This is a genomic window from Corynebacterium faecium, assembly GCF_027257105.1.
Lineage (GTDB): Bacteria > Actinomycetota > Actinomycetes > Mycobacteriales > Mycobacteriaceae > Corynebacterium > Corynebacterium lehmanniae.
The window spans coordinates 156,501-175,199 of record NZ_JAPYJX010000001.1; the positions used below are offsets into that span (position 1 = coordinate 156,501).

General features: G+C 65.4%; 19 protein-coding genes. 7 read left to right on the top strand and 12 right to left on the bottom strand.

Annotation, left to right across the window (positions count from 1 at the left end; translation table 11 throughout):
* Positions 1-18: 18 nt before the first annotated feature.
* A complete protein-coding gene (gene trpS, locus O5O53_RS00810; RefSeq protein WP_269508173.1) occupies positions 19-1,029 on the bottom strand; it encodes a tryptophan--tRNA ligase in 1,011 nt (336 codons plus the stop codon).
* 83 nt (positions 1,030-1,112) lie between these two features.
* Here trpS and O5O53_RS00815 point away from each other — a divergent pair, with 83 nt between their 5' ends.
* From O5O53_RS00815 to O5O53_RS00825, 3 genes are read left to right on the top strand one after another with little or no spacing between them, the layout of a single operon-like run.
* On the top strand, positions 1,113-1,526 hold the full coding sequence (locus O5O53_RS00815; protein ID WP_143339012.1) for a hypothetical protein: 414 nt from the start codon (positions 1,113-1,115) through the stop codon (positions 1,524-1,526).
* Positions 1,523-1,684 carry an RNA helicase gene (locus O5O53_RS00820; RefSeq protein WP_269508177.1) on the top strand — a complete coding sequence of 54 codons (162 nt, stop codon included), beginning with the start codon at positions 1,523-1,525 and terminating at the stop codon, positions 1,682-1,684. The genes O5O53_RS00815 and O5O53_RS00820 overlap by 4 nt, the downstream gene beginning before the upstream one ends.
* A gap of 2 nt (positions 1,685-1,686) precedes the next feature.
* A complete protein-coding gene (locus O5O53_RS00825; RefSeq protein ID WP_269508180.1) occupies positions 1,687-2,370 on the top strand; it encodes a type 1 glutamine amidotransferase in 684 nt (227 codons plus the stop codon).
* A 254-nt stretch (positions 2,371-2,624) separates the two neighbouring features.
* On the opposite strand, the gene bsaP is transcribed toward O5O53_RS00825, so the two are convergent.
* From bsaP to O5O53_RS00840, 3 genes are all read right to left on the bottom strand, one after another.
* On the bottom strand, positions 2,625-2,828 hold the full coding sequence (bsaP, locus tag O5O53_RS00830; RefSeq protein ID WP_239307277.1) for a biotin synthase auxiliary protein BsaP: 204 nt from the start codon (positions 2,826-2,828) through the stop codon (positions 2,625-2,627).
* A 33-nt stretch (positions 2,829-2,861) separates the two neighbouring features.
* A complete protein-coding gene (bioB, locus tag O5O53_RS00835; protein WP_181889892.1) occupies positions 2,862-3,923 on the bottom strand; it encodes a biotin synthase BioB in 1,062 nt (353 codons plus the stop codon).
* A 75-nt stretch (positions 3,924-3,998) separates the two neighbouring features.
* Positions 3,999-4,913 carry an exodeoxyribonuclease III gene (locus O5O53_RS00840; RefSeq protein ID WP_269508184.1) on the bottom strand — a complete coding sequence of 305 codons (915 nt, stop codon included), beginning with the start codon at positions 4,911-4,913 and terminating at the stop codon, positions 3,999-4,001.
* A gap of 60 nt (positions 4,914-4,973) precedes the next feature.
* Here O5O53_RS00840 and O5O53_RS00845 point away from each other — a divergent pair, with 60 nt between their 5' ends.
* Positions 4,974-7,160 (top strand): NADP-dependent isocitrate dehydrogenase, encoded by a 2,187-nt coding sequence (locus O5O53_RS00845; RefSeq protein ID WP_269508188.1) that lies wholly within the window; start codon positions 4,974-4,976, stop codon positions 7,158-7,160.
* 246 nt (positions 7,161-7,406) lie between these two features.
* Here the strand turns inward: O5O53_RS00845 and O5O53_RS00850 are convergent, their stop codons facing one another.
* The gene (locus tag O5O53_RS00850; protein WP_269508191.1) at positions 7,407-8,339 is read right to left on the bottom strand and encodes a DUF559 domain-containing protein; all 933 of its coding nucleotides are present in this window, start codon (positions 8,337-8,339) and stop codon (positions 7,407-7,409) included.
* Between the two features lie 133 nt (positions 8,340-8,472).
* Here O5O53_RS00850 and O5O53_RS00855 point away from each other — a divergent pair, with 133 nt between their 5' ends.
* A complete protein-coding gene (locus tag O5O53_RS00855) occupies positions 8,473-9,807 on the top strand; it encodes an O-acetylhomoserine/O-acetylserine sulfhydrylase (RefSeq protein ID WP_269508194.1) in 1,335 nt (444 codons plus the stop codon).
* Entirely contained in the window at positions 9,808-10,944 is a 1,137-nt protein-coding gene (gene metX, locus O5O53_RS00860; RefSeq protein WP_269508198.1) for a homoserine O-acetyltransferase MetX, read from the top strand.
* Here the strand turns inward: metX and O5O53_RS00865 are convergent.
* From O5O53_RS00865 to O5O53_RS00895, 7 genes are all read right to left on the bottom strand, one after another.
* Positions 10,941-11,606: a metallophosphoesterase family protein gene (locus tag O5O53_RS00865; protein WP_269508201.1), complete on the bottom strand. Its 666-nt coding sequence runs from the start codon at positions 11,604-11,606 to the stop codon at positions 10,941-10,943. The two genes, metX and O5O53_RS00865, sit on opposite strands and share 4 nt — an antisense overlap.
* A 20-nt stretch (positions 11,607-11,626) precedes the next feature.
* On the bottom strand, positions 11,627-12,922 hold the full coding sequence (locus tag O5O53_RS00870; RefSeq protein WP_269508205.1) for a hypothetical protein: 1,296 nt from the start codon (positions 12,920-12,922) through the stop codon (positions 11,627-11,629).
* A 63-nt stretch (positions 12,923-12,985) separates the two neighbouring features.
* The gene (locus tag O5O53_RS00875) at positions 12,986-14,644 is read right to left on the bottom strand and encodes an ABC transporter permease (RefSeq protein WP_269508208.1); all 1,659 of its coding nucleotides are present in this window, start codon (positions 14,642-14,644) and stop codon (positions 12,986-12,988) included.
* A 9-nt stretch (positions 14,645-14,653) separates the two neighbouring features.
* The gene (locus O5O53_RS00880; RefSeq protein ID WP_269508211.1) at positions 14,654-15,721 is read right to left on the bottom strand and encodes an ABC transporter substrate-binding protein; all 1,068 of its coding nucleotides are present in this window, start codon (positions 15,719-15,721) and stop codon (positions 14,654-14,656) included.
* 33 nt (positions 15,722-15,754) lie between these two features.
* A complete protein-coding gene (locus O5O53_RS00885) occupies positions 15,755-16,654 on the bottom strand; it encodes an ABC transporter ATP-binding protein (protein ID WP_437177833.1) in 900 nt (299 codons plus the stop codon).
* A gap of 211 nt (positions 16,655-16,865) precedes the next feature.
* The gene (locus O5O53_RS00890) at positions 16,866-17,204 is read right to left on the bottom strand and encodes a DUF3017 domain-containing protein (protein WP_239307072.1); all 339 of its coding nucleotides are present in this window, start codon (positions 17,202-17,204) and stop codon (positions 16,866-16,868) included.
* A gap of 52 nt (positions 17,205-17,256) precedes the next feature.
* Positions 17,257-18,129, bottom strand: coding sequence for a bifunctional methylenetetrahydrofolate dehydrogenase/methenyltetrahydrofolate cyclohydrolase (locus tag O5O53_RS00895; protein ID WP_269508214.1), 873 nt, complete (start codon positions 18,127-18,129; stop codon positions 17,257-17,259).
* Positions 18,130-18,144: 15 nt separating this feature from the next.
* Here O5O53_RS00895 and O5O53_RS00900 point away from each other — a divergent pair, with 15 nt between their 5' ends.
* Positions 18,145-18,618 (top strand): tRNA (cytidine(34)-2'-O)-methyltransferase, encoded by a 474-nt coding sequence (locus O5O53_RS00900; protein WP_269508567.1) that lies wholly within the window; start codon positions 18,145-18,147, stop codon positions 18,616-18,618.
* Positions 18,619-18,699: the final 81 nt, after the last annotated feature.

The following is an 18,699-nucleotide window of genomic DNA, read 5'->3' on the forward strand; positions in this document are numbered from 1 at the left end:
CGGCCCCGCCGCGAGCCCCTAGCGCTTCGGGGCGAGGAAGCCGACCTTCTCGTAAACATCCGCCAGCAGCGGGGCCGCAATCTCACGGGCGCGTTCGGCACCGCGGGCCAGGATGGCTTCGAGCTCGCCGCGGTCGGACATCAGCTCGTCGTAACGGGCGCGAAGCGGCGTGGTGAACGCTTCGAGTGCTTCTGCGGTGTCGACCTTGAGCGCGCCGTAGCCCTGTCCCTCGTAGCCGGCGACGATGTCGTCGATAGGCTTGCCCGTCAGCGCCGACTGGATGACCAGCAGGTTGGACACGCCGGGCTTGTTTTCCTTGTCGTAGGCGATCACGCCGTCGTTGTCGGTGACGGCGGAGCGGATGCGCTTTGCGGACGTCTTCGGCTCGTCGAGCAGGTTGACAATGCCCTTCGGGTTCGCACCCGACTTGGACATCTTCGAGGTGGGATCCTGCAGGTCGTAGATCTTCGCCGCACCCTCAACGATCATGCCCTCCGGCACGGTGAAGGTCTTGCCGTAGCGGGAGTTGAAGCGCTCCGCCAGGTTGCGGGTCAGCTCCAGGTGCTGGCGCTGGTCCTCGCCCACCGGCACAAGCTGCGGGGAGTACAGGAGGATATCCGCGGCCATAAGCACCGGGTAGGTGAACAGCCCCACGGAGGTGCGGTCCTGGCCCTGCTTGGCGGACTTGTCCTTGAACTGCGTCATACGGCTGGCCTCGCCGAAGCCGGTCAGGCACTGCAGCACCCAGGTCAGCTCGGCGTGCTCGGGCACGTGCGACTGCACGAACAAGGTGGAGCGCTCCGGGTCGATGCCGAGCGCGATCAGCTGGGCGCAGCCGGCGAGGGTGCGGTGGCGCAGCTCCTCGGGGTCCTGGTCCACGGTGATGGCGTGCAAGTCCGGGATGAAGTAGAAGGCGTCGTAGCCGTCCTGCAGGTCGATCCACTGCTTCAGGGCACCGAGGTAGTTACCCAGGTGGTAGGAGTCGGCGGTGGGCTGGATTCCGGAAAGCACACGTTGCATGGAGTTCATAGTAGTGGGCCGGTGCGGGGAGGGAACCGGGGGCGGTGCGGGCGCGTCTAACTCTTTAAAGCCGTCCACAGAAGGAGTACACGTTGGCTCTTACAAAATCAGACAGACCTTGGTTGCTTACAGCGCTCGCAGTTGCTGTTTCTCTCGGATTTGCTGTCAGTAATGCGACACGTTCGGCCGAAGAAGCCTGGATGGTGCTCGACTTCGCGTCTCGCATCATCGGGCCTCTTGGAGCTGCTTGCATTGCTTGGCTCGGGGTTTCGCAGACACTCGATAACTCGCAAAAGCTGGACCGCGTTAAGGAGTGGCACACGATGCTTCGCTGGGCGACTGACATGTGCAACGCCTCGAGCGAGCGTGAAGTTGAGGCGGGGATTGCTATTCTCGATTCCATCGACAGACAGTCGGAAATCCCTGCCGACCAGCACGAGGTAATCGACGCGATCTTGACCGCCGTGTTCCGAAATCCCAACACGCCTTTTGAGGAGCAGCGATGACAGCCCGATCCAAAGCTAGAGAAATTCAACCTCCGAAGCCGGAGTTTTCCCGGAGCCAGATCGCCGCGGCCAAGCTCATCGTGAAGCGCGATAAGGAAGGAAAAGGCAAGGTCCCCATTACGCCGGACATTCTCCGCGCAGCATCCTTCGACCTCTAGCCATGCGCATCACCGTCTTGCAGCCCGATTCCTTCGCGCCGCTGCAACGCCTCGGCCCGTGGCTCGAGCGCGCCGGCGCGACCCTGCGCACCGTCGATCTCAGGGAGCCATTGCCTATCGACGCCTCCGGTGACCCCCTCATCCTCCTCGGCGGACGCGCAGATGCGTTGGACACGCACGCCTCGCCCTGGCTGCCGGCAGTGCACGAGTTGCTCCGCAGCGCCTTCGAATCGGGCACGCCCGTCCTCGGGATTTGTTTGGGACACCAGATCATCGCCGACTGTTTCGGCGGCGAAGTTTCCGTCGGCCTAGCTACGCAAAACGAGGAAGGCGCCACCCCGGTGACGTTGACCGACGCCGGCGTGGACGATCCCCTGCTCGGCCCACTCGGTCCATCCCTGGTGGTCGAGCAATCCCACCACGACGCGGTAGTCACGCTCCCTCCCGGCGCGACGCTGCTGGCATCAAGCGAGCGCTGCCCGATTCAGGCCATGCGGCTGGGGTCGATCGTCTCAGTGCAGTTTCACCCGGAGTGCTCCCCGGAGGTGGCCGGCCAGTGGGCGACAAACGGCGGCCACGATGGTGCCACGGTCGAAGCGGAGCTGCTGCGCCACGACGACCATCTCACCCGCACCGGCGAAACGTTGGCCGAGGGCTTCGTCGTCGCGGCCCGCGGCTGGCGCTGACGGCAATGGTCGCTGCCGCTCTCCGGCCCGGCCCCATTCCGGCCCCACCATTCAGACGCCGCTCCCGGCCCCATTCCGGCCCTACCTCCGGCCCCCATTCCGAGGATGCTTACTCAAGGATGCTTACTTCTCGAGTGGCGCGCTCCACAACCGCCGACCACACTCGAGAAGTAAGCATCCTGGGGTAAGCATCTGGGCCCGGTAAGCATCCTGAAGTAAGCATCTAGGCCGCCACCGGGGCCCGAAACCGCCCCTTACCGCTCCACCCACTCGGAGCGCAGCAGCCCGTGGCGAGAGCAGGCCGCCTCCCACGCCATCGGCGAAATTTTCACCACCATGCGGCGTTGGCACAGCGGGCAGATGCGCGGGGCATCGTAGGGGCGGGCCGGGTCGAGCGGCCAGGCGATCTCGCCGGACAAAACGGCATCGGCGAGATCGGTGTTGTCGGGAATCTTCATGCGCGGAAAAACCTAGCGGAACCTGGCGAAAGATTACAGCGACTTGATGGTGTCGTAGAGAACGCCGTGGCCGGAGTTGACCTTCTCGCCCACTGGGGTGATGCCCAGGTTCACGCCCGGCGTCGCGCCTTCCATCACGCGGTCCACGGCGTCGCGGTCCTTCTCCATCGGGCGGCCGAAGGTGGTCAGGTAGTTGCCGCCGATGATCGCGTTGGCGCCGCCCATGAGGCCGGCTTCGGTGCCGTCGTCGCCAAGCGCGAGCTCGGTGCCGCCCGCGAAGCGCAACTGGGTGGACGGCATGGCCAGGCGGAACGCTGCGACGGCGCGCAGCGCCTCGCCCTGCGGGACCAGCGGTCGGTCGGCGAACGGGGTGCCCGGGCGCGGGTCGAGGAAGTTCATCGGCACCTCGTGCGGCTGGATCTCCGCGAGCTGCACTGCGAACTCGGCGCGCTGCTCGATGGTCTCGCCCAGGCCGATGATGCCGCCGCAGCAGGTCTCCATGCCCTCGGCCAGCACGTTTTCCAGGGTGTCCTTGCGCTCCTGCCATGTGTGGGTGGTCACCACGTTGGGGAAGAAGGACTCCGCGGTTTCGAAGTTGTGGTTGTAGCGGGACACGCCCATCTTGGCCAGCTGGCGGGCCTGGTCTCGGGTGAGGATGCCCAGAGAGGCGGAAATCGAGATGTCCACCTCGTCCTGGATGGCGGTAACGGCCTCGGCGACCTGGTCGAGCAGCTGCTGGGTCGGGCCCTTCACGGCGGCGACGATGCAGAACTCGGAAGCTCCCATCTTCTCGGACTGCTTGGCGGCCTCGACCAGCTCGTTGATGTCCAGGGTCACGGCGCGCACCGGGGATTCGAACAGGCCGGACTGGGAGCAGAAGTGGCAGTCCTCGGGGCAGCCGCCCGTCTTCAGGGAAATGATGCCCTCGAGCGAGACGTCCACGCCGCAGTGCTTGATGCGCACCTGGTGCGCCAGGTCGAGCAGCTCGGGCAGGCGCTCGTCCTCGATGTTGAGGATCTGGACGAGCTCCTCCTGGTTCAGGCCCTCGCCGTTTTCCAGGGCCTTTTCGCGTGCGATGTCAAGGATGTCAGTCATTACTGGACTCCGTTCTTGGTGGTTCACGTCACAAGTAGGTGCCAGTGTAGCCCGTTCTTGAACGGTGTTCAGCATTTAGCGGTAATCAACCAAAAGTGGCGAGTGGTCGGACCACCGCTGCTCCACCGTCGGCGCCTTGTCCACCCAGGTCCGCTCGGCACGCTCGAGCATGTTCGCGGTCGCGGCCTGCACGTCGATACGCCACCCCGCGTCGTTGTTGAAGGCTTGCCCGCGGAACGTCCACCAGGTGTACGGCGCGTCATCCGGGTGCAGCCTGCGCGCCACGTCGAACCACTTCGGGGAGCAATTTGCTTCTCGACGGCCCTCGGACACGTACTCCACAGCCCCCGCCCACGCAGCATCTGCCTTGACGTCTAAGTCCTGGGCCTCCTCGTCCGGGAAGCAGCCGAACACCGCGTCCATGAACGCGCGCTCGTGCGGCAGAAAGCCCGACTTCTTCCGGTTGGTCTTCCAATTCTTCAGGTCCTCGCGGCGGTGGCAGATGTTCCAATCGCCGCCGATGACCATGTCCGGATACTCGCCCGCCCACTGCTCCAGCAGCGGCTCGAACTCGTCGAGGAAGCGGTACTTCTCGTCCTGCTTCGGAGTGTCGGCAGAACCCGACGGCAGGTACAACGAGCCGACGCGGGTGCCGTCGGAAAGTGTGGCAGCGATAAAACGTCCCGCATCTTCGAAACTGGGGATGCCGAAGGTGACGTCGTTAAGCGGAGTGCGAGACAGGATGCCCACACCCGCGCGCCCCTTCGCACCGGGGGTCTCCGCGGGGGCGACGGCGAGGTGCCACCCGTCCTCGAGCGCGGGCGCCAACGCCGCGCGCGCCTGGTCGACGGTGGCGCGAACCTCCTGCATAAGCACCACATCCGCCGAGGTTTCGGTGAGCCAGGCCAGCATGCCCGGGTTGTCCTCGTTGCGGATTTTGGTGGCGGCGCGGATGCCGTTGACGTTGACCGACGCGATTGTGAGACTCATGTGTGATGACCCTAGTAGTCTGGTTGGCTGAAGTCAGACACGTTAAAACAAAGGAGCATTATGGCGAAGATCATTTGGACCCGCACCGACGAAGCGCCGCTGCTGGCGACGTACTCCCTCAAGCCGATCGTGGAGGCTTTCGCTTCCCGCGCCGGCATCGACGTGGACACCGCCGACATCTCGCTGGCCGGCCGCATCCTCGCGCAATTCCCGGACCGCCTCGGCGACAAGAAGGTCGACGACGCGCTGGCGCAGCTCGGTGAGCTGGCCAAGACGCCGGAAGCCAACATCATCAAGCTGCCGAACATCTCCGCTTCCCTGGTGCAGCTGAAGAAGGCCATCGCGGAGCTGCAGGCCGCAGGCTTTGACATCCCGGACTACGAGGACGCGCAGGACAAGTACGACGCAGTCAAGGGCTCCGCTGTGAACCCGGTGCTGCGCGAGGGCAACTCCGACCGCCGCGCCCCGGAGGCCGTGAAGAACTTCACCAAGAAGCACCCGCACTCCATGGGCGAGTGGTCCTCCGACTCGAAGACCAACGTCGCGACCATGGACGCCGGCGACTTCCGCCACAACGAGAAGTCCGTCATCATGCCGGACGCCGACACCCTGACCATCAAGCTGGTCAAGGCCGACGGCGGCGAAGAGGTTTTGAAGGACGGCCTCAAGGTTGAGAAGGGCGAGGTCATCGACGGCACTTACATGTCCGCTAAGGCTCTCGACGCCTTCCTGCTGGACGCCGTGAAGCGCGCCAAGGACGAGGGCGTACTCTTCTCCGCGCACCTGAAGGCCACCATGATGAAGGTCTCCGACCCGATCATCTTCGGCCACGTCGTGCGCGCCTTCTTCAAGGACGTCTACGACAAGTACGGCGAGCAGCTCCTCGCCGCGGGCCTGGACGGCGAGAACGGCCTTGGCGCTATCTACGAGGGCCTGTCCGAGCTGGAGAACGGCGAGGAGATCCGCGCCGCCTTCGACAAGGCCCTGCAGGACGGCCCGGCGCTGGCGCAGGTGAACTCCGCCAAGGGCATCACCAACCTCCACGTGCCGTCGGACGTGATCATCGACGCCTCCATGCCGGCGATGATCCGCACCTCCGGCCACATGTGGAACGCCGACGACCAGGAGCAGGACACCCTGGCCGTTATCCCGGACTCCTCCTACGCCGGTGTGTACCAGACGGTTATCGACGACTGCCGCGCAAACGGCGCCTACGACCCGACCACCATGGGCACCGTCCCGAACGTCGGCCTGATGGCCAAGAAGGCCGAGGAGTACGGCTCCCACGACAAGACTTTCAAGATCCCGGCCGACGGCAAGGTCCAGGTTGTCAACGCTGCCGGCGACGTGCTGATCGAGCACGACGTCGAGGCCGGCGACATCTGGCGCGCATGCCAGACCAAGGACGCCCCGATCCAGGACTGGGTCAAGCTGGCCGTCAACCGCGCACGCCTGTCCGGCATGAAGACCATCTTCTGGCTGGATGAGGAGCGCGCCCACGACCGCAACCTGATCGAGCTGGTTCAGAAGTACCTGAAGGATCACGACACCGAGGGCCTGGACATCTCCATCGCTTCCCCGGTCGAGGCCACCAAGACCTCCGTGGAGCGCATCCGCCGCGGCGAGGACACCATCTCCGTGACCGGCAACGTGCTGCGCGACTACAACACGGACCTGTTCCCGATCCTCGAGCTGGGCACCTCCGCGAAGATGCTCTCCGTGGTCCCGCTGATGGCTGGCGGCGGCCTGTTCGAGACCGGTGCCGGCGGCTCCGCCCCGAAGCACGTCCAGCAGGTTGAGGCGGAAAACCACCTGCGTTGGGACTCCCTCGGCGAGTACCTCGCGCTGGCCGAGTCCTTCCGCCACGAGAAGAACACGAACGGCAACGAGCGCGCCGGCGTCCTGGCCGCCGCGCTGGACAAGGCCACCGAGAAGCTTCTCGACGAAGGCAAGTCCCCGTCCCGCAAGGTGAACGAGATCGACGACCGCGGCTCCCACTTCTGGCTCTCCCTGTTCTGGGCAGAGGCACTGGCAGCCCAGTCCGACGACACCGAGCTGGCCGAGGTCTTCGGCCCGATCGCGAAGGACCTGCGCGACAACGCCGATACCATCGATCGCGAGCTTCTCGACGCCCAGGGCAACGCTGCCGACCTCGGCGGCTACTACTGGCCGGACGAGGAGAAGACCTCGGCGGTCATGCGCCCGTCCGCAACCTTCAACAAGATCATCGACGCACTGGAGAAGTAACTCGCTGATCTGAGATCGGCCGGTGTCGGGGTTTCGCGCCCCGCTCCGGCCGTTTTTGTTGCGCTGTAGTTCGCCCGCGCGGCTATCCCGCCCAGGATGCTTACCCGAGGATGCTCACCCCGGCTAGATGCTTACCCGAGGACGCTTACTTCTCGAGTAACGCGCAAGAATCTGCCGGAGGTTCGTCGAGAAGTAAGCGTTTGGGAGTAAGCATCTAGAAACCGGTAAGCATCCTGCAGTAAGCATCTAGCCCATCCGCGCCGCCAGCACCTCGGTGCCGGCCAGCGCAGCCCGAACTTCCGCGATGAACACGTGGGGTTGTTCCCGCAGGAGCTTGGAATCGAACCGCAGGATGACGTAGCCCTTGTTGCCGATCCGTTTCTGCCGGCTGAATTCTTTCTTCCACACCTCGCCGGCGTCGTCGCGCTCGTATTTGATTTCGCCGTCGATCTCGATGATCAGCCATCCCTGAACCAAAAGGTCGGCGAAGTAGCGCTCGATCTGGGCTTGGGCGACCACCGGCCCGATCCCGGCCTCGATCAACAAGCCCCTGGCCAGGGACTCGTACGCTGAATCGGAGTTCGGGATCGCGTGCTCCAAACACCTCCGGGCCACACCGATCCCCTTGGCCCGCCCCATCTTGCGGATCTCTTTTTCAATCGCGTCGCGTTCAATGCCGCGCCGCAGGAGGTAGTCGGCGGCGATGAGCCCTTCGATAAACCCGTGGTAGCGGGCGATGTCGATGAACGTGCGGATCGGCGTGGAAAGACAGTGCCCCTCGTAGACCACCTGCTCGTCGCGCCGAAGTTTGGAAAACCGGAACGCGTAGCGCCCGCTCTGGGCCCGGCTTTGCGACACGCTCCGCGACGGCAGCGCCACCTCCACCGGTTCCTCCCCGCGTGAAATCACCCACATCCCCAGCTTCCGCGCCGCTGAGCGCCCCACCAGCACGGCGGCGTTGCTCACCATCGCGGCGGCTTCCACGCGCAGCCACTGCCGTTCGTGGTACTTCAACTCGCCCCACGTCGCGGCCGGAAACCACACGGCCGGTTCCAGCTCCACAAACTCCCCATCCGGAAAGGTGCCGTGCGTAAGCTTTCGCGTATCGACGAGCTCCGCCCTCAACTGCCCTTTCCGTTCTTCCCAACGCCCCAGTTCATGTGTGTCTTCTCGGTCCATCCCCACGCCTCTTGGACGCACGAAAACCCGGCGCGGTTCCCTCACAGATTTATATTCAGACAAATGCACAGCCCACACCCCATATAGACCGCTTGGTACGCAATAGCAGACAAAGCGGACTACATTGCACCCCATGACGAACTCGAAGCAGAAGTACGACAATTCGAACGCCAGCGAATGGTCGTTCGGCACCCGCTCCATCCACGCCGGCCAGCAGGTGGACCAAGATTACGGCGCGCGCAACCAGCCGATCTACATGACCACCAGCTACGTCTTCGACGACGCCCAGCACGCTGAGAACCGCTTCAACCTCTCGGATGCGGGTCCGATTTACACCCGCCTGACCAACCCGACGCAGTCCGCGCTGGAGGACCGCCTCGCTTCCCTGGAGGGCGGCGTGGCAGCCACCGCGTTCGCGTCCGGCATGGCCGCGGAAACCGCCGCGATCCTCACCCTCGCCCAGGCCGGCGACCACGTGGTCACCTCCCCGCGCCTCTACGGCGGCACGGAGACGTTGTTCCAGCACACTCTGCCGAAGCTGGGCATCGACTTCACCTTCGTGGAAAACCCGGACGATCCGGCAAGCTGGCAGGCCGCCGTTCAGCCGAACACGAAGGCGTTCTACGGCGAAACCTTCGGCAACCCGATCGCGGACGTGCTGGACATCCCGGCCATTTCCGAGGTGGCCCACAACAACCAGGTCCCGCTGATTGTGGACAACACCATGGCCACCGCAGCCCTGGTCCGCCCGCTGGAGCTGGGCGCGGACATCGTGGTCCTTTCCACCACGAAGTTCTACACCGGCAACGGCGCGGCCATCGGCGGCGCGATTGTGGACGGCGGCTCGTTCGACTGGACCGTCGAGCGCGACGGCGAACCGGTCTTCCCGCTGTTTACCACCCCGGACCCGGCGTACCACGGTCTGAAGTACGCGGACCTGGGCGCCCCGGCGTTTGCGCTGCGCGCCCGCGCCGGCCTGCTGCGCGACACGGGTGCCGCCATTTCCCCGTTCAATGCCTGGGTGGCGCTGCAGGGTATCGATACGTTGGCGTTGCGCGTCGAAAAGCATAATGCGAACGCAAAGAAGGTCGCCGAGTTCCTCGCCGCCCACGACAAGGTAGCCAAGGTCAACTACGCGGGCCTGGAGGGCTCGCCGTACAAGGCCACGCAGGAGAAGCTGGGGCTGAAGTACACCGGTTCGGTGCTGTCCTTCGACATCGCGGGTGACCAGGACGACAAGACCGCGGCCTGGAAGTTCATCGACGCGCTGAAGCTGCACTCCAATCTGGCTAACATCGGCGACGTGCGCTCGCTTGTGGTTCACCCGGCGTCCACGACGCACTCGCAGTCCGACGCCGAGGGTCTCGCGCGCGCCGGCATCACCCAGGCCACGGTGCGCCTGTCCGTGGGCATCGAGGACGTCGAGGACATCATCGCGGACCTCGAGCGCGGCTTCGCGGCGGTGTAAATGCTGGCTGCGGAAGGCGAGCTGGGCACCGTCGCCATCGGCGACGTCCACACCGAGGCAGGAGCGGTGATCCAGGATGCGCACATTGCCTATCGACGGTGGGGCGTCCCCCGCGGCGACCTGGGCGGCAAAAACAACATCCTGCTGGTGGAGCATGCCTTAACCGGCGACACCGACGCCGCCGACTGGTGGTGCGAGGCCATCGGCCCCGGCAAGGCGCTGGACACCGACGCGTGGTGCGTGATCTGCACGAACGCGCTTGGGTCCTGCTACGGCTCCACCGGGCCGGCAAGCGAACACCCGGACGGCGGCGTGTGGGGCTCGCGCTTCCCGGCGATCAACATGCGAGACATGGTGCACGCCGAGCGCGCGTTCCTGGAGGCGCTGGGCATCGGCCGGGTCCACGCGATCATCGGCGGCTCTATGGGCGGCGCGCGCACCCTGGAGTGGACCCTGCTCTACCCCGAGGCCGTGGACTACGCGCTGGTGCTCGCGGTGTCCGCCCGGGCCAGCGCCTGGCAGATTGGCATCCAGTCCGCGCAGATCACCTCGATCACCCATGACCCGGATTGGCACGGCGGCGACTACCACGGCACCGGCTGCGCCCCAGACGCCGGCCTGGCCGCCGCGCGCCGCATCGCGCACCTGACCTACCGCGGCGAGCTGGAGATCGACGAGCGCTTCGGCACCTTCGCCCAACCCGACGAAAACCCGCTCGGGCCTTACCGCGCGGACGGCGAGCGCTTCGCCGTGCAGTCCTACTTGGAACACCAGGGCACGAAGCTCACCAAGCGTTTCGACGCCGCCAGTTACGTCACCCTCACCGAAGCCCTCAACCGCCACGACGTGGGACGCGACCGCGGCGGGCTGAACAAAGCGCTGGCCTCGTCGACCGTGCCGACCATGATCGTGGGCGTGGACACCGACATCTTGTACCCCTACCACCAGCAGGAACACCTCTCCCGCAACCTGGGCAACCTGCTCGCCATGGCGAAGCTGTCCTCGCCGGTCGGCCACGACGCCTTCCTTGTGGAGGCCCGCCAAATGGACCGGATCCTGCGCAACTTCATCTCGCTGACGCACGAAACGCCGTCCGCGCGCGAGGTCGCAGCGGAGCGCGGCGCCTACGACATCTAGAGGTCCGTGACCTGCACCTCGGTGCCGTCCGCGGTGGCGAGGTAGGCCCGGCCCATGCCGACCCAGCCGGCGAACGGGGCGTCGAAAAGCGTGATGCGCTGGTGCACATGCCCGAGCAGCCACGCGCCGTACCCCAACGCGGCGAGCTCGTCGCGGGTGCACGGCAGGCACGGGTTGTTGGAGAACTCGCCGGTCACCGAGGTGTGCAAAAGCCCCAGGTTCGGCGCCTCTTCAACCGGCGCCGGGAACTTTGCGACGAGCTCTCGCGGATCCCGGTCCACCTCCACCGCAGCGGTGTGCAGCGCCCACCCACCCGCCCGGATGGTCTGGGGCTCTTGCCTTGCGACGATCACGCCGTCCGGGATGGTTTCTGTGAGATCGTGGTGCACGTCGTGGTTGCCCGCGATGAACACGACGGTGTCGAACAGCTCGAGCCCGCGGGCGAAAAACCGGGTGACCTCGCCGTATGTCGCGTCCGCGAACCGCTTGCGGTCGATGACGTCGCCCAGCATGACCAGGTGCCGAGCGCCCGCCTCCGCGCCGCGTTGCAGGGTGCCCAGCGCCCAGTCGATGCCGGGGCCGGTCTTCTTGTCGCCGTGTTGCTTGCGGCCGAGGTGGATGTCGGCGACAACGAGGACGGGGTCGGCTGCGTGGTTAGGCATGGTGCCAGGATATCCGCGGGCTACACGTCGCCCAGGAAAATCTGGGCGTGACGCAGGTCGAAGATGTCCGCCTCCGCCACATGCCCGTACACAAACGGGTATAGCTGCTCCCGGTTCGGCAAGCACGTCTCCCCGTACTCTTCTGGCGACTGGTGGTCGAACACCGCCACGAATCGGCGGCCCGGGAGCAGGTTCAGCCCATCTTCAAGTGCAAGCGAGAATTCCTGGTTGCTGGCGTCGGTCCAGCCGCGCGGGATGAGCTCCGAGATGTCGCGTGGCAGCCAGTGCCCAATGGTGCGGGCCAGCTCGACTGCTGCGTCGACACGCATCTCCTCGTTGAGCTTCGCCGCGCTGCGGGCCAAGTCGCGGGGCACTTCATACACCTCGTCAAAGTTGCTCATCACCGACAACGAGTACGCGTACATGTCCAGCAGGTTGCGGCGGTACACCCCGTCCTCGTCGAAGCGCGGGGAATACACCAGGTTGTCCAGCTGCTTCGCGTAGGCGAGTTCGGTGTAGTACTCCACCGGTGTGTAACCGCAGGTGAGGCTACAGAATTCTTCAGCGGTCTCACCGAGCTCCTTCAGCAACGGAAACGCCTCATCTTCGGTGTGCACAAGGTAGGTGATGCGCATGTCGTCGACGTAGACCGAGGTAGCAAGCCGCGATATAACCGTCCCGTCCGGGAACATCGGCACCGGGTAAACGGTGCGGCCCACCGCGAAGTAGTCGTCCACCTCGTCCGCGTCCAGCATGTTCACGCTCACCGCCTCGTGGTCCGGGGTGAGCGTGGCGGCGAAGCTTTCCTGCGTCTGCAAATCGTCCACCACCACGACTCGCTCTGTGGGACTGTCGCCTCCCAGACGCGTTGGCATCCACGTCTCTAAGCAATCGTGGAACTCCTCGAGCTCACCCATGAGGAAGTTGCCGGCCGCCTGTTCGCACTTCCTGGCCTGGTAGTACGCGGTGGTGAAGCGTGGGTCCCATTCTTTGAGAATCTCTAGGTTGTCGGCGGCTTCCGCGAAGTAGCGGCGCGCCTGTGAAGGGGTGGTGTCAACGGAATCGCGCCCCAAATCCAGCAGTTGGTGGGTGTTGGCCAGCACGACGTAGGCATCCAAAGACTCGGTACGCCACGGCTGCACTGGCGTGTACTCGGACACAGCGGCCGACAGCTCGGCCGTCATCTTGCGGGCAAAATCAATTTGCTGGGGAGACGGTTCGTCCTCGTAAATCGACTTCACCGACACGGTGACCTCAACCTCGGTGCCGGGGATGTCGGTGGTGAACGAGAAAATACTCGGGTGGGAATCTGTCATGCGGGACCTCCTGGGGAAACGACAGCTTCAACCCTACGAATCCCGCCGACACGCAGCGCGGATTTACCGAACGTGTGCGCTACTTCTGCCCTGCCACCAGCGGATCAGCACGAGCACTGCGGTGGATGTGCCGACGCCGATCAGCGTCATCGCCATGGCTTCAGCGCGGTGGCCCTGCTCGAACTGGTTCATGATCCACGGCGCGAGCAGGTTGATGCGCGTCGGGCGGATCAGCGAGGACATGACCAGCTCGCGGATGCCCACGAAAAACGCGAGCAGCCAGCCGGCGAAAATGCCGGGCGCGAGCATCGGCAGCGTGACGCGGGTAAACGTCTGCCAGGACGTCGCGCCGGCGACGGCGGAGGCCTCCGACAGCGTCGGCGACATCGCGGCGGCGGACGTTTTGATGTTTTGCACCGCCATCGGCACAAACAGCACCGTAAACGCCATAACCAGGATCAACTGCGAACCGTACGGGGTAAACGGCAGCTTCGGCGAGTTCCACAGGAGGATGAAGCCGATCGCCAGCACAATGCCGGGCACGGTGTCCGGCGCCACGGCCAAAAAGTCGGAGACGCGCGCGGGCCAGCGGCGGCTGCGCATCGTGAACACCGTCACCGCCAGCGCCAGGATCACCGCGGTTGTCGCGCCGATGGCGCCGAGCACGATGGAGCGGGTCAGCGCCTCCTGCCCGGACGGCATGGTCAGCACGATGTGGAAGTAGTCGAACGTGAGGTTGTCCAGTGTCGGCGGCTTGGAGCGCAGGATAGTCATCGCCGCCAGGATGATGGAGATGTACGGGATGAACACGCTCAGCGTGAACACCACCGCGGTGTACAGCCAGGCAAGAGCCATCATGCTTCTCGACGGCCGAAGGTTGACCGCGCGAGACACCCTGCCGCCCGTGGCGAGCACTCCCCTGCCCGCCCACTGCTGGATGGCCCACGCCATCACACCGAGCGTGAACAGCACGCTGGAGGACGCCGCCGCCTTGGAGAAGTTCAGCGGGTCGATGGTCACGTCCTGGTAGATCGAGGAAACGAGCACCTCGTAGCCGATCGCGTTGCCGAGGGTGACCGGGGTGCCGAACTCGCCGGCGGCCTTGATGGAGACGATCAGCGCGCCGAGCGAGTACGGCCCGACCACCGCTGGCACGACCACGCGGCTGAACTGCTGCCACCGGTTCGCACCCGCCACCTGCGCCATCTCCAGCTGCGAGGCCGGGATCGACGCGAACGCGTTGCGCAGGATCAGGTAGAGGAACGGGAACAGCTCGGCGGCCATGATGAAGCCCATACCCCACACTGAGTTGATGGCGGACCGGACGGCGTCGCCAAGCGTGGGCCCCAACAGCATGTCCGCCACGCCGCGCAGGCGGGTGAAGTCCATCCACGCCATCGCCGCGGCGAACGGCGGGGTCATAAACGGCACCATGACCAGCACTTCCACCCACCCGGCGCGCCGCATGGGCGTCCAGGCGCGGAAGAAGGCCAGCGGTGCCGCGAACAGTGTTGCGAAGAAGACGACGAGGACGGAAAGCCAGACCGTGTTGCGGATCACCCGCAGCATTTCCGGGCGCAGCAGGCTCTGCAGGGCAGAGTCTTCGCCGCGGTAGCCGGTCACCGCTGTGACCAGGACGGACACCAGCGGTGCCGCGACCAGGACCAGGAGGATGATCAGGACCGGGTAGACCCCGGGGTTGGTTTTCGTCTTCGCCGTCATTGGTGCCTTTTACTTCAGGTAACGGTCAGCGAACTGCTCGCGGACGTTCTTGGAGTCCTTGGAGATGGCGGCCCAGTCGTCGGAGATCTGCTTGATGTCCGCCAGCTTCGGGCCGTTCTTCGGCTCCACGTTCTTGTTGGACGGGATCATGTTCTTCGACGCGGAGATCTGCTGCGCCTCCTCGGAGAACATGAAGTCCACGAAGGCCTTCGCGGCGTCCATGTTGTCGGAGGACTTCATGATCATCACTGGGCGCGGGGTGACGGTGGTGCCGGAGGACGGGATGACAACCTCGAGCGGCTCGCCCTTGCCCTTGGCGGAGTAAGCGGAGTAGTCCACACCGCCGAAGACGATGCCCTTGGAACCGGAGGTGACCTGGTCAAGCGCCGGGCCGTTGGCGCCCTGGACGATCATGCCGTTGTCGAAGAGCTTGTCGAACAGCTCCCAGGTCTTGTCCTCGCCCCACTCGGCGATCATGGCGGTGAGCAGGTCAGCGGCGGTGCCGGACTCACGCGGATCCGGCATGATCACCTGGTCGGCGTACTTCGGGTCTGCCAGGTCCTCCCAGTCGGTCGGGATGTCGGAGACCACGTCGGTGTTCGCCACCAGTGCGAGCGCGGAGCCGTCGCGGCCGTGGAAGGTGTCGTCGGCGGCGTTCCAATCGGCGTTGGCGGCATCGATGTTCTCCGGCTTGTAGGACTCCAGCGCACCGGTTTCTGCCTGCTTGTTCGCGGCGCTCCAGGACGCCAGGTAGACCACGTCGGCCTGCGGGTTGGCTTCCTCCGCCTTGATCTTGGCGGTGACCTCGCCGGTGGTGCCAGCGAACACGTTGACGGTCACGCCGGTCTTCTCCTGGAAGGCCTCGACCAGCGCGTCGGTCAGGCCCTGCGGGTTTGCGGAGTAGTAGTCGATGGAACCGGACAGGCCCTCCGGGGCCTTCCACTCGTCGGCGGTGACGGTCTCGTTGGCCTCGTTTGCGCCGGTGGACTCAGCGGTGTCGTTGGACTCGACGGAGCCGCAGGCAACCAGGCCGAACGCGGCGGATGCGCCCGCAAGCGCTGCGATGATCTTCTTCATGTTGGGAAATCTCCTGTAAAAGGGGAAACGGGATTAGGAACGCGGGGTGAGTGTGAGCAGTACTTCGTCGCCGCGGCCCAGGCGGTGCCTGGTGTAGGCCAGCCAAGGCTCCGGCGCACCCGGCACGACGCTGCGGATTTCGTAGCGTCCGCCGGTGTACTGGCTTTCCACCACCTCGCCGACGATGGAGTTCGCCGGAAGCACATCCGGTCGCTTTCCATGCAGCGGGGTGACCTCGAGGTCCTCCGGCCGGTTCGACGGCAGGGTCTCGTGGGTGTTGGTCACGCCGACGAAGCCGGCGACGAAGTCGTCCGCCGGGTGGTCGTACAACTCAACTGGGTCCGCGAACTGCGCGACGTTGCCGGCGTTCATCACCGCGACACGGTCGGACATGGCCAGCGCCTCCGACTGGTCGTGCGTGACGTAGATAACGGTGAGGTTCAGTTCGTAGGCCAGGCGGGTCAGCTCGGAACGGATCTGGGTGCGCAGGGCGGCGTCGAGGGCGGACAGGGGCTCGTCCATAAGCAAAAGCTCCGGGTCGGAGACGAGCGCACGCGCAATGGCGACGCGCTGCTGCTGCCCGCCGGAGAGCTCGTTCGGGCGCTGCTCGGCCTTCGCGCCGATGCCCACCATGTCCATCGCGCGTGCCACGCGCTTGTCGCGCTCCGCCTTGGACACTTTCTGCTTGCCGGTGGTCAGCGGGAACTCGACGTTTTTGGCCACGGTCATGTGCGGCCACAGCGCAAGGTCCTGGAACACCATGGACAGGTTGCGCTTGTTCACCGGCACGTTGGTGTTGGGGCCGAACACCTCGCGGCCGGCGAACTCGATCACGCCCGCGTCCGGCGTTTCCAGCCCGGCGATGCAGCGCAGCAGTGTGGACTTGCCGCAGCCGGAAGGACCAAGGATGGAGACAAACTCGCCCTTTGCGATGTCTAGGGACGTCTCGTGGAGCCCAGTGCCGTCCGCAAACTCCCGCCGGACTCCCTATAAGGAGACCTGGGCCGTATCGCTTGCAATGTTTTCAGCACCGTTACCAAAATTCACCCGTGGCACACTAGGGACGCAAGGTTGCCGCCTGCCGACGTCTAGCCGACGCGGAGGTGAACACCTGGTGAATGTTGAGTGGCGCTACGTCGGTGAGCTACGACCCCAGGGCGTCCACCGACCAGGACAGCCACAGCATGGCCGCGCCAAGGGCGGTGGTAAACAGCGCGTCGAAACGCTTCGAGCGCACCGCCACCAGGCCGATCACCCTGGAATCGCAGGTCAGACGCATCACGGTGAGCCACAGCATGGCCGCGCCCAGGGTGAACGTGGCGCGGCGCCAGTGCTCCGTGGCCGCGTAGATCCCCGAGAGCACGAAACCCACCACGAACAGCGCGGCCATCACCCGCTGCACCACAACGGGCAACGGCGAGGCCGCGGCGCCGCGGTCGTGGGGGTTGTCCAGCGTCAGCCCGTCCGGGAGCTCCGTGCTCAACCGGTCGCTCCCAGGCAGCTGGATCCTGCTACTTGCCAAACCGGCTCACGCCCTAGTTGGCGTCCTGGCCGATGCCGGCCTGGCGTTCGGCGTTTTCCACGATGTTGCGCACCAAGAACGTGCGCGTCATCGGGCCCACGCCGCCCGGGTTCGGGGAGACCCAGCCGGCCTTCTCCCACACATCCGGGTGCAGGTCGCCGACGGTTTTGCCGTCGACGCGGGAGACGCCGACGTCGAGAAGCGCGGCGCCTTCCTTAATCATGTCCGCGGTGATCATGTGCGGCTTTCCGGCGGCGGCGATGATCACGTCCGCGCGGCGGGTCTCCGTGGCCAGGTCCTTGGTGCCGGTGTGGCACAGCACGGTGGTGGCGTTGACGTCGCGGGCGGTGAGCATCAGCGAGATCGGGCGGCCCACCGTCACGCCGCGGCCGATCACGCACACGATCGCGCCGTTCAGATCCACGCCGAAGCGCTCCAGTAGCTTGATGGAGCCGTTCGGGGTGCACGGCAGCGGCGCGGGCTCGTTGAGCACGAGCTTGCCCAGGTTCACCGGGTGCAGCCCATCGGCGTCCTTGGACGGATCAATCAGCTCCAAAATGCGGTTTTCGTCCAGGTGCTTCGGCAGCGGCAGCTGGACGATGTAGCCGGTGACGGCCGGGTCGTGGTTCAGCTCGTCGATAAGCTTCTCAAGCTCCTCCTGAGTGCAGTCGCCCGGCAGCTCCTTCATGATGGACGCGATCCCCAGCTCCTCGCAGTCCTTGTGCTTCATGCGCACATAGTTCTGGCTCGCCGGGTCCTCCCCCACCAGCACCGTGGCCAGGCCCGGGGTGACGCCGTGCTCAGCTTTGAGACGAGCCACGCGCTCCTTCAAATCCGCGAAAATCTCCTCGCGGTAGAGTTTTCCGTCCAGTTTGATCGCAGTCACGGCCCCAATCCTAGACTGTCAAGCGTGCTCCACCTGATCTACGACAACCCAGCCATCGGCGGCAACGCCGGCGCCGCCATCCGCCTCGCCGCCAACACCGGGGCGCAGCTGCACTTCGTCGAGCCGCTCGGCTTCAACTTCGACGACAAGCACCTCAAACGCGCCGGCCTGGACTACCACGACCTGGCGGACGTGATCATCCACCAGGACATCGACGCCTGCTTCGATACCATCCCCGACTCGCGCATCTTCGCGTTCACCGCGCACACCGAGCACCACTACCACGAGGTGTCCTACCAGGACGGCGACGCGCTCATGTTCGGCAACGAAGCCAACGGCATCCCCGAAGCACACCTGGCCCACCCGCGGATCACGCGGGAAGTCCGCATCCCGATGCTGCCGGCGCGGCGCAGCATGAACCTGACCAACTCCGCGTCAGTCGCCGTCTACGAGGCGTGGCGCCAGCTCGGGTTCCTCGGCGGGGTCTAGATCCTCGAGTACCGATTCCAGACGATCCGCAACCAACAGCCGGACATCTTCGTCCGTGACCTCAGATGAGCCGACAGCGAC